The organism is Acinetobacter corruptisaponis, from assembly GCF_030053775.1.
Taxonomy (GTDB): domain Bacteria; phylum Pseudomonadota; class Gammaproteobacteria; order Pseudomonadales; family Moraxellaceae; genus Acinetobacter; species Acinetobacter corruptisaponis.
In genome coordinates this window covers 3416252-3432308 of the sequence record NZ_CP125669.1, presented here as the reverse complement: position 1 = coordinate 3432308, position 16057 = coordinate 3416252, and the positions used below count along the sequence as shown (strand labels likewise).

Genomic DNA, 16057 nt, shown 5'->3' with positions numbered 1-16057 from the left:
CATGAGCACAATTTCTAACAATACGGCATTGGGTCATATTCATCTAAAAAATATCACCCTGCATCTCGGTCAGGATACACAACGCTTTCAGGCCCTTGACCATGTGTCCTTTGATATTCAGGCAGGTGAATTTGTGTGTCTGCTGGGGCCATCAGGTTGCGGTAAATCGACTTTACTGGGTGCACTAGCAGGACATTTACCAATTAGTTCAGGCACGATGTTATTAGACCAACAACCAATTGCTAAACCATCTTCTGATCGTGGCTTGGTATTTCAGCAACACACCTTGTTTCCATGGAAAAGTGTACTGGAAAATGTCTGCTTCGGTTTAAAAATGAAAGGCATCGCCAAAGCAGAACGGCTGCAACAAGCGCAAAACATGATTGAACTGGTCGGGCTGAAAGGTTTTGAACATAAATATCCTGCCGAACTTTCAGGCGGTATGCAACAACGGGTCGAGATTGCCCGTGTCTTGATCAATCAACCTCGTGTGTTGCTGATGGATGAACCCTTTGGTGCACTGGATGCCCAAACCCGTTTAAAGATGCAGGAACTATTACTGGAGATTTGGCAGGACATCCAGACTTCGGTGCTATTTATCACCCATGATATTGATGAAGCCTTATTTTTGGCAGATCGGGTGCTGATCATGAGTCATCGACCTGGACGGATTATTGAGGAAATTAAACTGGATTTTGCCCGTCCTCGTCATGTGGATTTGGTTACTTCACCTGAATTTACCCAGATTAAAAAACATTGTATTCAAGTATTAAAACACGCCACGCAAGCTGAACTCAGCCGCCTCAATCCATTAGGTCTCAATCAGAAAGTAGCCGTTTAGGAAGATTAAAAATGAGTATAAATTATCCAACATTACCTGATCTTGATGAAGATTATGCTGATTATTTAGTGCAGCTCAATCAGGATGATGAAAATATCCGTTTTGTGGCGATTATGAATATCGCCGATGAAGAACAGCCTGAATTATTAGCTTGGTTGCATTATGCGGTGCTACATGACCCAGCATCTAAAGTACGTGAGTTGGCAGCAGCTCGTTTAGAGGGTTGGGAAGATGCCACTTCCTTACATGCTTTAGCGCAAGCACTCACAGATGCGCATGAAAATGTCCGTTTAGCTGCGGCACAAAGTCTCAGTGAAATTAAAAAATCAGAATCTGCTGAACATTTAACGACTTATTTACAGCATCAGGATGATTTTGTGATTGCCTCCATCTTACGGGCAATCAGGGAATTGCGGGCTGAACAATTATTTGAAGATATTTTACAGCATGTGCAACATACCAATCCTTTGGTGCGTAAAGAAGCGGTCAGCACCTTAAGCTGGTTACAAAAACAACAAGGCTTGGCGGCTTTGGCAAATATTGCTCAAAATGATCAGGATTCTGAAATTCGACGCATTGCCACAGGTGGCTTGGGCGCAACCCAAAGTTTAAGCCCTGAAATACTGGCAGCTTTGCAGAGTTCACTCATAGCCGAAGAATGGCAATTGCGTGTCGAAGCAGCATTGACTATTGGTAAGCTGAAAGCGGTCGAACTGGAAAATATCCTGTTGCAACAACTGGATGATGTATATTGGCAAGTACGAATTGCAGTGACGCGTAGTCTGGGCTTACTCAAAGCCAAATCTGCCCTTGCAAAATTACAGGAAAATTTCCAGCATGACATTAGCAACTTGCGTAAGGAAGTCGCCATTGCATTAGGTGAAATTGGTGGCGAACAGGCACAGGACATTTTACTTGCCCATGCCGAAGACCCTGACCCAGAGGTGCGTAAATCTATTCGTATCGGACTAGCTCTGATTCAGGAGAAACTTAATGCAGCTTGAACCGACTGAGATCAAGGTCAATGTAAAGCAGCAACGTTTATTGCTGAGTTGGGAAGATGGTGAGCATAAGGATTTTAGCCATGAGCAATTGAGAGCCAATTGCCCCTGCGGATTTTGCCGTGCCAGTCGTTTATGCCAGAAAGAGATTCAATATCCTGAAAATGTTGCTATTTCAGCGATCTACTCACAAGGCTATGGTATTCAAATCTGCTTTGATGATGGACATGACAAAGGCATATTTCCGTGGGCCTTTTTGAAAGAACTTATGGTTTAACAAAAACATTCAAAGTGATGAAAATATCTTTAACAACTCTGCCATTTCATCATTTTGAATGATTCACTCCTTAAAATATCGAGGTTAAATCAGACCAGCTATTCATCATTCGCTATAAAAATAAATTCTTTGGAAATTTCCATGCAACCATCAGATACCACACCTCCGATTCAATCTGTCTCCTTCTGGGATGCTTTTCGCTTCTGGCTTAAATTGGGGTTTATCAGCTTTGGCGGACCTGCTGGCCAAATAGCGGTAATGCATCAGGAACTTGTGGAAAATAAACGCTGGATTGCTGAAAAAAGATTTTTGCACGCACTCAACTATTGCATGTTGTTGCCTGGTCCTGAAGCACAACAACTCGCCACCTATATTGGCTGGTTAATGCATCGAACCACAGGCGGTCTCGTTGCAGGGATCCTGTTTGTTTTACCCTCCCTGTTTATCCTGATTGCCCTGTCATGGATTTATGTTCAGTTTGGTGATGTACCGATTATTGCAGGCCTGTTTTACGGAATTAAACCTGCCGTAACCGCAATTGTATTCCATGCAACTTATCGCATTGGCAGCCGCTCACTAAAAAATGCTTATCTTTGGTTGATTGCTGTGGCTGCGTTTATTGCCATCTTTGTGTTCAACACCCCTTTTCCCTTAATCATTTTAGCGGCTGCGATTGCTGGCTATGTGCTGAGTAAGCAAAAACCAGATTTATTTAACGCTCAGGCTTCCCATCAAAATGATCATAAAAGTTATGGGGCAGCCCTGATTGATGATGATACCCCCACGCCTGCACATGCAATTTTCCATTGGGCCAGACTCGCCAAAATCCTGAGCATTGCAGCATTGCTTTGGTTTGCTCCAATGCTGGTTTTGACTCTGGGACTGGGATGGCAACATGCCTATACCCAAATGGCATGGTTCTTTACCAAAGCTGCCTTGCTGACTTTTGGCGGTGCGTATGCGGTTTTACCCTATGTCTATCAAGGTGCGGTCAATCATTATGCATGGCTGGGTCCAACCCAGATGATTGATGGTCTGGCACTGGGTGAAAGTACCCCAGGCCCACTAATCATGGTGGTGGCTTTTGTTGGCTTTCTGGGCGCATATAACCATGCATTATTGGGTGCTGATCATTTATTTTTAGCTGGGACAATTGGGGCAGTTATTGTCACTTGGTTTACATTCCTGTTTTCCTTTGTGTTTATACTGGTGGGTGCGCCAATTATTGAATCCACTCATAATGAGTTGAAATTTACTGCGCCACTTGCCGCCATTACTGCTGCTGTGGTCGGTGTCATTCTCAATCTTGCCTTGTTCTTTAGTTATCATGTGCTCTGGCCAAACGGCTTTCATCACCCTTTTAATTATGAAGCGGCATTTATTACTTTGGCTGCATTTATTGCACTATTCAAATTTCAGCTCAATGTGGTGTATGTGATTTTTGCTTCAGCCTTTTGTGGTTTAATCCTCTATATGAGTGGTTAAACATGTATACACAACTTAAGCAATTATAAGTACCAGATTGTGTCACTCAGTTGTTTTATTTCAGATTGATCATGACTGACATAGAGCATCGGAATTTTAATATCTTGTTTGACGCGTTGAAAAAAAGGAATGATTTCGGCTTTATGGGCTGCATCCAAAGCAGACAGAGGTTCATCCAACAGCAATAACTTTGGTGAATACAGCAAGGCTCGTCCCAATGCCACGCGCTGTTTTTCTCCTCCTGATAATTTGATTGGTGTCCGTTCAATGAGATGCCCCAATTTGAGTAGCTCAATAATATAGTCCAGTTCAAACTGTCGTTCATGTGGTTGGATATGCTTAAAACCAAATAATAGATTCTGCTTTACACTTTTATGCGGAAACAGTTGGGCATCCTGAAAAACCAAACCAACACGGCGCTGCTGGGTACTCAGGTTAATATTTTGGGTTGAATCAAACCAGATATGATCCTGAATTTTAATCCACCCCGATTGTGGTCGGATTAAACCTGCTATGCTGTGTAATATGGTGGTTTTCCCCGAACCAGAAGCCCCAAATAAACCAATCACCGATTGATCAGATTGAAAGCGTTGTTCCAAAGAGAATTGCCCTTGTTGTAGCTGTATATGACAATCAATCATGCTGAATACCCGCGCTTATTTTTCTGATAGCGATTGAACCACTGTGCAAACCATAAGGCAAAAAATGCTACCGATAAAGACAGGATAATCAATCGCCATACTGCCGTTTCGGTATCAGGCTGCTGCATCAAGCTATACATGACCAACGGCAAAGTACGGGTTTCACCAGCAATATTGCCAACAAAAGTGATGGTTGCACCAAACTCGCCTAAGCTACGGCAAAAACATAAAATACTGCCGACTAAAATCCCACTACTTGCAAGCGGCAATGTCACTTGCATAAATGCACCAAAGGAAGAAGCACCCAACGTTTTGGCTGCCATTTCCAGACGTTGATCAACCAGTTCAATCGCCAGTCGAATGGATTGCACCAATAAGGGAAATCCCATCACTGCGGATGCCAATACTGCCCCTTTCCAGTTAAAGGCAAATTCTAACCCCAACGGCGCAAGATATTGTCCTAAAAAACCCCGATTACCAAATACCTGTAGCAGCAAATAACCAGGCACTACAGGTGGCAAAACCAAAGGCAGAAATACCAAAGTTTCAAACAGGGATTTACCCCAGAATTCCTTTCTCGCCAATATCCATGCAATCAAGGTCGCAGGAACCAAACTAAAAATAAGACAACTTGCTGCCACTTTGCATGACAGTTTCAGTACTTCCAACTCTTCAGGAGTAAACATTATCATTTATTACAATACGCTAGCCATATTTTCTAAAGACGATTTGATCTGTCCATTTTCCAAAAACTTGGAGAATTTTATAAATTCAAATTTTTTCCACTAAAACATTCCTCATCACATCAGCCAGCATAGCTAGTCCAGACTGCTTTATCCTCAAGTTTCGCTATATTTCCATAAATATAGCGAATAATACGGTTATACAGAATACCTTAAATCAAAAGCGATCATCATGAATACTTTTTTGACCCAAACTAAAATTGTTATTCAGCCAACTTTAATCGTTTTAAGTCAGCAATATTGATACCAAATTAGTTAGAAGAATTATTAGCAATAGCAACTATTACCGCAAGCTTAAAAACTTTAGCGCTCTAGCTGAATATCCTGATTTTGTCGAATGGTTTGAATTTCCCTGCCTTCAGGATCGACATAAACCAGCTCCACACGGCGACTTAGGGCACGCCCCATTTTCGGGTTTTCATTTTCAATCAGCTGGGTCTTACCTTTTGCCTCTGTCGCAATACGATTTAGGGCAACACCTTGCTGAGTTAGATATTGAGATACTGCCTGCGCACGACGCAAGGACAGTTTTAAATTATATTGTTCATTTGCCTGCTGATCGGTAAATCCATACAGTGTCAAGGTGTAAGCTGGATGTGCTGTTAGGAAGTTTACAATCTGATTGAGTACATTGATGGAATCTTGCGATAAAACCGCCTGATCCAAAGCAAAATGCACAACGTTCGGCACAGGTTGATCAGCAACCTGCCTATTTTCAGAGATTACTGTTTTTTGTTGCGGCGACCAAATCGGCCAAGGCCCTGCAACACCATGACATCCCTGCTCACTGCCATTCAGTTCCTGTAAAGATGGATAACTAATTTTCGGAAGCTGTTGAGGAACATCTGCACCGCAACTAAACGCCCGACTATCTGCCTGATCAATTAAGCGCTGTGCTGATAAAAACAGTTCCCGTGAATGTCGCCAGCCCAACTCACAATGTTCAGCGGCTGCCCAGACCAGCATCACCTCTGCCTGTGCAACCTGAGACTGGGCACAGGAAAAACCCGCATGCTGTTTCAATAATTCAGCATTTGCCCATAAATCCCGACGCATTACACTTGAGGTAGACAGAATTGGTGTGGTTAAACTTAACTGCTTAGCCTGACCCTGCTCCAATGCCGCTATAATCATTTCCGCCTGAGCAAGTGCCTCCTTTCGCGCAACCGTTGCACTTTTTTCACTTCCCTCATGGGCTGCATAAGTCAACCATGCGGCTGCTTTGGCAGCATGATAACGTTCAACCCCCTGTTCATTCAAAAAGGGAACGAGACGTGCCTGCAAGGCAGCAACCTGTTGGTCTTTTGGATTATAAATGCCTGTCTGGACTGTGTTTGGGGAATCTTGTGCCGTAACAGGTGCAACCAACTGATCAGGGTTTTCTGCCCAAACCATCACGCTCCAGTAAACTGCAACAGTTGCAGCACCACGATAAAATTGACGCAAGGCAGGTGTGACATATTTCATCTTTATGGTTCTCTTGAAGCGTTCACGGTAGCATTGTTGCGAGAAAACAGGTTCTCATCAAACTTGAATCTAAAGCGTACATATGCGCCCTGAATCGTTGTGTCACTATCCACCAGATCATCATCTTTATAGCCAGAGAAGTTATAACCACCTGATAACCAGAGGTTTGCAGCCAGCAAATAGCCCACCTCACCCCCAACCAAAATACGGCGGCCCGAACTCATGTTTGACCATAACACACCTGTATGAACACCCGCATCCCAACGTTCATTGATGTCATACATTGCCCGACCACTAAGCATATGCGTCATACCACTTGACTCCAAACCAGAGAACGTGGTGTCCACATTTTTAACCGCATATTGGCCTGAAAGGGTAATATCGCGACCTGGATGATAATTCAAGTGATTTGAGAAAATATAGACATGCTTTAGGTATGGATTATTTAAATCTGACTTGTTACTGTCATAGCGGTATTCCACCTTGGTCAGCGCATCAAAACGATTGTGCTCAGTGTCACGGTAGGCAGCACCCACCTGGAAACGATCAACCAGGCGATCACCACTGTTTTCATTCTTACTGTCAGTCAGGCTAACTACATTTTTCGCCAATAAAGTCACGTCATCAGAATATTTGTAGGCAATACCCAGATTATTCAGGATGGTGTCAGACTGGTCAGCCCAACGTGCTTCAATTCTCGCAACAGCTTTCCAGTTTGGATTGGCCAGATATTCCACACCTAAAGATGCAGCAGTGTTATCTGAATTTTGGTTATCGGTATCTGCTTTTGACAATGACTTCACCTGTTCAAAACTGGTGGTTGCATAGAAGCCTTTTTCCAGTTCCCAACGGTTACGTAAACCGATTGCAGCTTCAGCTTCACGAGCGCTGATACCATCACGAACGCGATATTCACTAAACGCTGTGCCATTATTGTTATATTTGCTATCCAGACCGAATACTGTGACATTACGACGCTGATTGTTATTTAGGTCATATAGTCCCTGAATACTCGACACCAACTCATGGCGACCATAGGCACGTAGTTTTGAATTAATCTGGTAATTCGCACCCAAGGCAAAAATACGGCGCTCAGCTTCGGAAACATCCTGCTCATATTCAGCAAAAACATTTGAACCCTGCCAAGGAAGCTGTGTGGTGATTTTTGTACGTGCGGTTAAACCATGATACGGCGCTGTTTGTGAAGCCCCCAACAGTGCTGGATTCTCAGACTCATCATAATATTTCAGGCCCAGCTCAACTGCCACAATACGGCTGATCGCACGTTCAATACTGGCAGAAACACCCTGATTGACACCACTTTGCAAATCTTCGGTACGGATAGCCTCCAGTTTTGCCAAACCGATCTTACCCAGTTGCGCACGCCCTTTTATACCACTTTCCTTACGTCCAGCAGTGATTGGTGCCGCAGTGTTATAGAACCCTGTATCTGCCTGATTATGGTAGGTTTTCAGCTCCATATTCTTATAGGCATAGTTCAGTTCAACGCGAGCCGCATTTCCCGACAATTTACCTGTTGCATCTGGTGTGGTGTTAATCTGTGTTAAAGAGTTTAAACCGTCATTAATATTTTCAGAACGGGCAAACTCAGCAATCAATTTACCCTTGTCGGCAAATTTCACCACGGTATTGACACTGGCCAACTGGTCCTGCGTCAGTGGATTATTGCTTTTTACATAAGCCCCACCCACTTTCACCTGATCAAGCAGCTTCACTGAGCCTGTAACACCACCAACCGTGTATTCATCCCCACCCTGATCAGATTCCACTGTAATACGCAGATAGACTGGATTCAGGTCAGCATCGACACTTGGTACAGGATCTTTTAAGTAAATGCTGTTGCTAAAGGTATCCACTTCATAATCGGTAAAACGTGCCAAAGTGCTACGCGAAATGATCAGGCCTGGATTATTGCGGTCACGGGTAACCACCTCAACTTTTTCACTATTGGCAAGCACATCATCGGTATTGACATTCCCCATGCTATAAGGACCCGAAATCCCCATGGCGCGTTGTTCATTGGTCACCTGTTGCGTATTGGTCTGCGCAGCAAAGGCCGTTACTTTATAGCGGTCTGTTTCGACAGCCCCACGAACACCTGTTAATGAACGGCTATATTGACCTAAAGCCAGGCCCTCATCATTTTCAGTACGTGTGACATAATCACCATACATGGCATAGGAACGGCCTTTATCCACACGCACGTACAGCTTACTGGTTGTTTGTGCATCAAAACCTTTCGCTGCCGAGTCACCATAAACTGGATAATATTCATCTGGACGAATATCACGGAACAGACGCTGGTTTTTATCCTTGTCAGAATCATAGGCAAGAGTCAGTAGATATTCACCCTTGACTTTACCTTTCAGGAACATGGCTGCACGCCCTGTCACATTGCTTTTGCCATTATCTGATGATGAAATCTCTTGCAGTTCTTCCTCAAACCCATCCTGCGAACGGACATTACTTAACTGTTTCGGATCAAATTTCTTAAAGTTAATTGATCCTTCCACCAAACCAACTGCGATAATCGGACGTAGATCAGGTAAGAAACGTACTGGGGTACTGCTATGGAAAATACCGCTTTCAACCGACAGTGTTCCTTCACCTGCCTCAATTGGCGCCTGTATTGGCACAACAAGCGTACCGCCCTCAACAAACACCTGAATACCAGGTTGTTTTGGGTCCAGGTCAGTCAACTCAATTTTACCAATCGAGCTGTCGAGCGTAACAGGCGTACGGCTAGAAACCAATGTGCCATTACGGTCAACAATTTTCATGGTCACGTTAAAATAATCACGGCCGTTGGCTTGCGGTTGTACTTTGGCTGACTCAAGTAACAGCTTATCCATTTGGTCAGGGACAATCACATTAACCTGTTTGCTATCCCGAACATTGCCCATCATGTCGACTTGACGAACTTCAATACTGTTTTTACCCACAGCAAGATCGACACCGATAAAATCCAGACCTGCAACCTGTAAGTCAGGCAATATTGCACGCTTACCAATTCGTTTCTCAGAAACCTGTGTGCCATTTACCCACAGTTGTAGTTGTGTGCCAGCAGCACCCTTAACCTGAACCGCTGTTTGGGCATAACCAAGAAGCTGCCCATCTTTTAAGTTGATAATTTCTAGCTGATTATTGGCAGCATTTTCCAGCACTGTTTCCAGACTAAGCATTTTCGCAGCTTGAGTGGATTCGGCTGGCACACTCTCAGTTGCTGCCAATGTTTCATTCAGTGGCAAGGCAACTGAAGAAGCAACGCCAGATTTTTCTGGTTCAAAAGTAACCTCTTTCAGTTCCTTAACCTGTTCCTTGGAAAAATCAAGGTTACAATTGGCCCTGATTCCCTGTGCCGAGATACAACCACTTGCTGGCTGACCTTTAACATCGGTAATTTTGGAAAAAACTGGATCAATTGTAAGGTCTGAACGTAACACCTGTTCTAAATTGGTGTTGTCCAGTTCAATGCGCTTTTTACGTTCTGCTATCTGCTGCAATAAGGCTTGCGAACATTGTCCCGCACCATTGGCAATTGCAAAATCGGCACGGTGTAGTTCACCACGTTTTAAATCAACAAAACGGCTATTCGGATCACCTGCCTGACGATTGCCAATTAACACCAACTCAGAATCAACTGGCAAACTGGTACGGTCAACCTTTAGAACGTGGGTTTTGGCACTGATCCCATAAAAATCATATTTACCCTCACTGTCAGTCACCACATAGCTACCATCTTCAAGGTAAATACGCACACCTGGCACACCGACTTCACCTGCATCCTGTACCCCGTTACGGTTACAGTCAGTAAAAATCTTACCGACAATAAAGCCATCAGAGATCATTGCGCCAGGCGTTACTTCTACTTTTGCAGATGCTTCGTTTGATTCGATTCCTTGACCATCTTTTGCCCGAACACGGTTAATGCCATCACCATTCAAGGCATTTGGACCAATATAGACGCGATACTGAACCTTAACTTCCTTACTTGGAGTCAGTGTACCTAAACCCAGCTTCAAATAAGGACCTTTTCCGCCCAATGGATCAGCAACCCTGGTTCCATCAACACGCATGGATCCTTGCACATAGATAAAGCCTCTAGGCAAGGTATCAGTAATCGAAACATCTTTGGACTCAACAGTTCCACGATTGGCAACTGTCACGGTATATTCTTCAAACTCACCGATTTCCGAGTTTTTATTGGTCGCAACTTTTTGTACAAATAACGGCGAGGTTGGTACAGCCAAATCAGGATCAATTGGAATATCGATATTTAGTGCTGGATCACCATTATTTAAGGTAAATTTGCCAGCATAAGACCATTCCAGATCAACAGCCTTATCCGCAGGGAAACTTGGATAAACCGATTTATCACTGACAAAGCTATAACGTGTATTTCCAGGAATTGTGGTTGTATCCACAACAAAACTGTAGGTTCCTGCTTTAACAAGGGGATAAATAAATTCACCCTCACTATTGGTGACCTGCTTAGCTGGAATTGTAACCAGTTCTCCAGTCTGCTCATCAAGTTTGTATGCAACATTGTCCGCAATTGGCTGGCCATTCTGGTCTAATAGGGTTATGGTTGCCCCTGCCACAGGTAAACCTGTCTTGGCATCAAACACTGTTCCATATGGATCCATAAGTACCTGAGTACTAATATCGGTAAATGTCTGGGTTGAATTACCCTGTGCATCCAGACAGTCCGTCAGGCTAACTTGCACTTGATCGCGTTTGACAGTTTGCAATAATGAATCATAAGCAATACCTACATCTGCAAATGCGGTTGGTAGCGTGTAATGGAATACGCCTGTATTCGGGCCAGTTTCTACACCAATGACCTCTTCAAGATCACCTGTCTTGGTTGATTTAATCTTAATCTTTACCTTGTCCGCAGTATAACGGTCCGCATTACAGCTGGCATTTTGCGCTTCAAGATAAAGTGGTTTATTCACGCTGCCTGTAGTCAAGACATTTTGGAAATCACCAGATTTATTATTAATCGCTGCGAGACCACCTACCACGGTTAAAGCAGGATTAGACAATACCTCTTTTTGGCTATTTGTGGTTGCATACGAAACTTTATAGGTATTTTTAACCGTTGTTTTGGCAATGTTACGGTTCATTGTGACCGTAAGGTCAACCTGTTCGGTTGTATTGGCGTCTATTTGTGGAAAGCCAACCACCAATTGATCAACCTTGCTTAAGTCACCTGGCAAGGTCGTTGTATAGTTATTGCCTGTTTGCTTATACAAAACCTTGGCCTGCGTATTTTTTAACTGTGCAGACTTAAATGTTGTATTGGCAGGCAGATCATCAACTAAAAGCACCATTTTCTGTGCCTGACCATCGATCATCACATCCACTGGTCTTGCCGCTTTTTTACCTTGATTGGTTATGGCCAAAGTATAGTTAAGGTCATAGCTGGCATTGGCTGACGGCTCAAAAGTTTTCTGGGCAACCTCTTTGGTTGCAACCAGTTGTGGTCCATAGCTGATGGCACTATCTGTAGCCGTTGCTATTACACTGTTGTCTTCAACAAGTGTTGCTTTTAACGGTAAATTTAACTGCTGACTCTCGGTCAGGGTCGCACTCGCTGTTGCAACGACCCACAAATGAACGCTCTGGCCTACCGCCAAGGCAACAGTGGTTGTCAGTTGTTGATCATCGGTGTCGAATTGACCGTTTTTATTGGTATCTACATAAATTTTAACATTGCTTAGTTCATTTATTGTTAATGCGTCTAGTTGTACATTGACAGGAGCATTACTATTGTTGACTAAGGTATTTGCCCAAATAACACGGGTACTTGGTTCAATTTCCTGAACTGGAGGAGTAGTTAAAGCAATTGCATAAAGAGCAGAAACATTGATTTCGACGGTATTTGAAACTGATTGTTGGGATTTACCATCGGGTGCAACATAAGTTGCATAGGCGATATTTTGGATAGAGCTACCCACTTCAGGCATATTCGCTGCATAACCGTACTGCGCTGACAATATTGATACCGTCAACGTTGATAACATGAATGTCATGTTATGGAATGCGTTAGATTGCTTCTGTTGTAGCACAGCGCTTACCCTTCAACTAAATAGTCTAAAAAAATTCAAAAATTTATTTGAGATGAACACCTGCCTAGGCAAATGTTCACATCTCTAGTTATTTGTTTTCATTTCAAGTGAATGAATAAAGCTTATGGTGTAAGTGGATTCACTTTAATCACAAACTCTAATGTTGCACTTGCATTTGGTGCTAAAGGCGACTGTTCTGCTGAAACAGTACCTGTATAGCCATCAACATAACTTGCTGTGTTTTGTAATGTTGCGCTTGTTGCAAGTGGAGACACACCTGAGATTGCTTTCAAGGTAGTGTATGACGGCGTATTATCGCTAATCACCACATTCGTTACGGTTGCATTACCTTCATTGGTCGCAACAATACGGTATTTCACACATTCGCCTGGTTTGGCACTCACAGTGTTCTGTGTATAAGTTGCGCCTGTGCCTGTTGTACAATCAACCAAAGCCTGATCCTTAACCAAACGTACCTGACCTTCAGTCACTGTGGTTAAGTCAGTATTAGAGATACTTGCGTGTGCAATACCAGTCACAGTTGTTGGGTTAATGGTGAAGATAACTGAACTTGGTGTTCCAGGGGTTGCATTGCTTGGCGCTTGAACCTTGATGAGTAAGTTCACAGAAGCGTTACGTGCAATCGCGCCTGTTACCGCTGCCAAATCACTACCTGTAACTAGGGTATCACCTGCATCAATGTTACCGTCGTTATTCACATCGATAAACAAGCTGGTTACCCAACCATTACCAGATTGGTCATTGGTCAAGGTAAATGGTAAGCTACCTGGTGTTGCACCTTCAGCAATGTTACCTGTGTTGGTTAAGGTGTGTTTATAAACAACTGTACCACCTGGTGCAACTTGACCAATGCGGTCATTTTGCAGGCTTAACTTACGATCCGCCTGAACAGTAACCTTGTCCACCATCACATCACTTAGGTTTGTCGCTGGTGAAGATACCTTGAAGTAAACTTGTTGGTCACCTGCTGGTGCATTCGCAGGAGGCGTTACCACAGCAACAAGTTTAATGTTACTGCCACCATTAATATTACCAGTATTGGTTAATGGTGCGCCTGTTGGGTTACCACTACCATCAGCCACATAGAATTTAACATCCCAACCTGTTGGTAATGCATGTGCAGGATCAATACCTAGATTGAAGTTATCGCCTGTTACACCAGCATTATCAATTTGAAGTGGGAAATTCACAGCCTGATTTGGTTTGGTACTACGAACATCAATATCTAAGCCAGTATCCTTACCAGATGCGCCAGCCACTGAACCAGTAGTATCTGAAGCATCACCATTATGTAAGTCAACTGTTGCAGGCGTTACTTGGCTAATCACCAAATCTAACGTATCTGTCTTAGTTGCATCAGACTTAGGACTTGTGGTCAAAGTCGCCTTAATAGCCGTTGATGTTGAATAGTTTGCTGGTAGCGTTACTTTTGCAACAAGGTTGTATGTACCACCACTTGGGATAGAACCTGTTGAAACAAATGGCGTTACACCGTCAGCTTGATACAAGGTAACAATACTACCTGCTGGTAATGTGCCTTTATCAATCGCAATATTAAACTCTTCACTCACATTACCCGTGTTATGGATAACGATTGGCTCGCCACCTTGACCTGAAGTGCTAAATTCAGCAACTTCACCCTGCTTGATTGAAGCAATGACAATTTGGTTATCTTTTGCGGTTGCAGAGGTTTTCTCCGCATCTGCGTAGGCATCAGTTTGGCTATCATTGATTGTGCCTTTTTTGATGCTTAAGATATTTACGTCATTTGGGTTAGATGGCGTATTTCCTTCTGGACCTGATGGACCATCTGGGTCAACATTTGCAATGTTCGTGATCACGCCTGCTGGTGTATTTTGATCTACGCGAACCTTAAAGGTTAATGTACCTGTAGTGTTCGGTGCTAGAGTTGGAATCGTTAAGGTTACAGTACCTTTACCTGATCCTGGAGTGGTTTCAACAAACTTATAACCATCAGCATCAACACCATCAGTTTGTGTCACGCCAGCAAGTTTTGCAGAATTAGCAACATAAGTTAAACCAGCAGGTAACAAGTCCGTAACTGTAACATCAGTTGCTGTTGTGTTACCTGTGTTTTGGTAAACCAACTTATATTCAACTTCACGAGCGGTTGGACTAGCTTGGGTCGCATCAATTGCCGTTACGCTGGCAGATTTAATCACACTAATCACTGCACCGTTGGTAATTTTAACGGTGTCTGTATTTGTTGCTGTGAGTGTATTGTCTAAAGTACTTTGTGCAGTGATGGTTAATTTACCCAAATCACCAGCAGAAAGTGCAACACCACCTGCACGAGTTGTTGGAGTGGTTGCCTGAACAATTAAGTTCACCGACTCACCTGCTGCCAAGGTAACACTTGTTACAGGAGTCTGGCTATCAGGAACACCATCCTTATTGGCATCAAGATAAACTTTTAAATTACTGAAGTCATATTGGTCACCAGAGGTAACATCCGCCACATTTACCGTGAACGTATCACTACCGTTACCCGTGTTGGTTAAGGTGTGTGATAAAGAAACCTGGTTGTTGGCATTGGCATTTGCTGTTCGGTCAGCAATCAACGTGAAACTTGCAACTGGCAATACTGTGGTGGTCACAATATTTGAAGATACAGTTTTAGTGTTTCCTGTGCTATCAGTATAGCTTGCAGATGCAATGTTACTGATATTTGTACCAGCGGCTGGTGCAGCGGCATGTGCAGATGAAACGAAAGCAGCACTACCAGCGACCAATGCAATGGAAGCTGCTAGCTGTGTAAGTTGTAGACGATTTGACATTATTTTACCCCTTATACGTAAAATGCCAATTAATTACTTGTTTTTTCACTATTTACGCGTGTTTGAGCAGAAACCGTCACAGACTTTCCAGCTGGAAGTTCTGCAATGGTCCAACGCAATGCACGATAATCTTTCAGTGGTACATTCACCATTTGATTACCCTCTTTGCGTTTTAAAGGCATTGGGGCAAAATGTGTACCGTCGGTACTTGCTTCAGCATTCTCTGGCTGAGACTTCGCCAGAAATTGAGTTTCTACAGGTATCGGTAAAGTCGCGGCCAGATTCTTGATTTTCCCAGTGGTGTTATTGGTATAGGTTGCCCGATACTCAATCACATCATTTGGTTTTACCTTAGTCACCAGCTTTGAAGTTGATTTCCCATCAGTGCCTGCACTGATCAGGAAAGTTTTGAGTTCTACTGAAACGGGCTCTTTTGTCGTTTTAGCCTCGGCGAATACACTTCCAGCCAAAACAAGAACCGCAGTACCAAGCAAACATTTCTTGTACATATTGTTTAAATACGCCATTCAATTATTCCTAGTCTTCTTTTTTATTTTTTGAACAGTAAGCTTTTTTACCATTCAAAAAACCGTTACTCATTTTTACAAAAGTATATCAACAATCAACAAATTTGTTTGAATTATTTCACACTTTTACAAAAAAATATTCTATTACTTCAAACTAAAGC

General features: G+C 43.2%; 10 protein-coding genes. 4 read left to right on the top strand and 6 right to left on the bottom strand.

Annotated features, from left to right (window positions below; genetic code table 11):
* Nucleotide 1: 1 nt before the first annotated feature.
* From QLH32_RS16275 to chrA, 4 genes are all read left to right on the top strand, one after another.
* Nucleotides 2–841, top strand: a complete 840-nt coding sequence (locus QLH32_RS16275) for an ABC transporter ATP-binding protein (RefSeq protein ID WP_283267070.1) — start codon at nucleotides 2–4, stop codon at nucleotides 839–841.
* A gap of 11 nt (nucleotides 842–852) precedes the next feature.
* Nucleotides 853–1845, top strand: a complete 993-nt coding sequence (locus tag QLH32_RS16270) for a HEAT repeat domain-containing protein (RefSeq protein ID WP_283267069.1) — start codon at nucleotides 853–855, stop codon at nucleotides 1843–1845.
* Nucleotides 1835–2119: a gamma-butyrobetaine hydroxylase-like domain-containing protein gene (locus QLH32_RS16265; RefSeq protein ID WP_283267067.1), complete on the top strand. Its 285-nt coding sequence runs from the start codon at nucleotides 1835–1837 to the stop codon at nucleotides 2117–2119. The genes QLH32_RS16270 and QLH32_RS16265 overlap by 11 nt, the downstream gene beginning before the upstream one ends.
* A gap of 141 nt (nucleotides 2120–2260) precedes the next feature.
* Nucleotides 2261–3604, top strand: coding sequence for a chromate efflux transporter (gene chrA / locus QLH32_RS16260; RefSeq protein ID WP_283267065.1), 1344 nt, complete (start codon nucleotides 2261–2263; stop codon nucleotides 3602–3604).
* A 23-nt stretch (nucleotides 3605–3627) separates the two neighbouring features.
* On the opposite strand, the gene QLH32_RS16255 is transcribed toward chrA, so the two are convergent.
* The 6 genes from QLH32_RS16255 to QLH32_RS16230 all read right to left on the bottom strand — a co-directional run bounded on the left by QLH32_RS16255 (nucleotide 3628) and on the right by QLH32_RS16230 (nucleotide 15896).
* Nucleotides 3628–4245, bottom strand: a complete 618-nt coding sequence (locus QLH32_RS16255; protein ID WP_283267064.1) for an ATP-binding cassette domain-containing protein — start codon at nucleotides 4243–4245, stop codon at nucleotides 3628–3630.
* Complete coding sequence (gene modB / locus QLH32_RS16250) at nucleotides 4242–4937, bottom strand: molybdate ABC transporter permease subunit (protein ID WP_283267062.1); 696 nt, start codon at nucleotides 4935–4937, stop codon at nucleotides 4242–4244. The genes QLH32_RS16255 and modB overlap by 4 nt, the downstream gene beginning before the upstream one ends.
* 354 nt (nucleotides 4938–5291) lie before the next feature.
* Nucleotides 5292–6455 carry an OmpA family protein gene (locus QLH32_RS16245; protein ID WP_283267060.1) on the bottom strand — a complete coding sequence of 388 codons (1164 nt, stop codon included), beginning with the start codon at nucleotides 6453–6455 and terminating at the stop codon, nucleotides 5292–5294.
* Nucleotides 6456–6457: 2 nt separating this feature from the next.
* Nucleotides 6458–12550 carry an SdrD B-like domain-containing protein gene (locus tag QLH32_RS16240; RefSeq protein WP_283267059.1) on the bottom strand — a complete coding sequence of 2031 codons (6093 nt, stop codon included), beginning with the start codon at nucleotides 12548–12550 and terminating at the stop codon, nucleotides 6458–6460.
* A gap of 122 nt (nucleotides 12551–12672) precedes the next feature.
* Complete coding sequence (locus QLH32_RS16235; protein WP_279959668.1) at nucleotides 12673–15369, bottom strand: beta strand repeat-containing protein; 2697 nt, start codon at nucleotides 15367–15369, stop codon at nucleotides 12673–12675.
* Nucleotides 15370–15398: 29 nt separating this feature from the next.
* Nucleotides 15399–15896, bottom strand: a complete 498-nt coding sequence (locus QLH32_RS16230) for a hypothetical protein (protein WP_267980440.1) — start codon at nucleotides 15894–15896, stop codon at nucleotides 15399–15401.
* Nucleotides 15897–16057 lie beyond the last annotated feature (161 nt).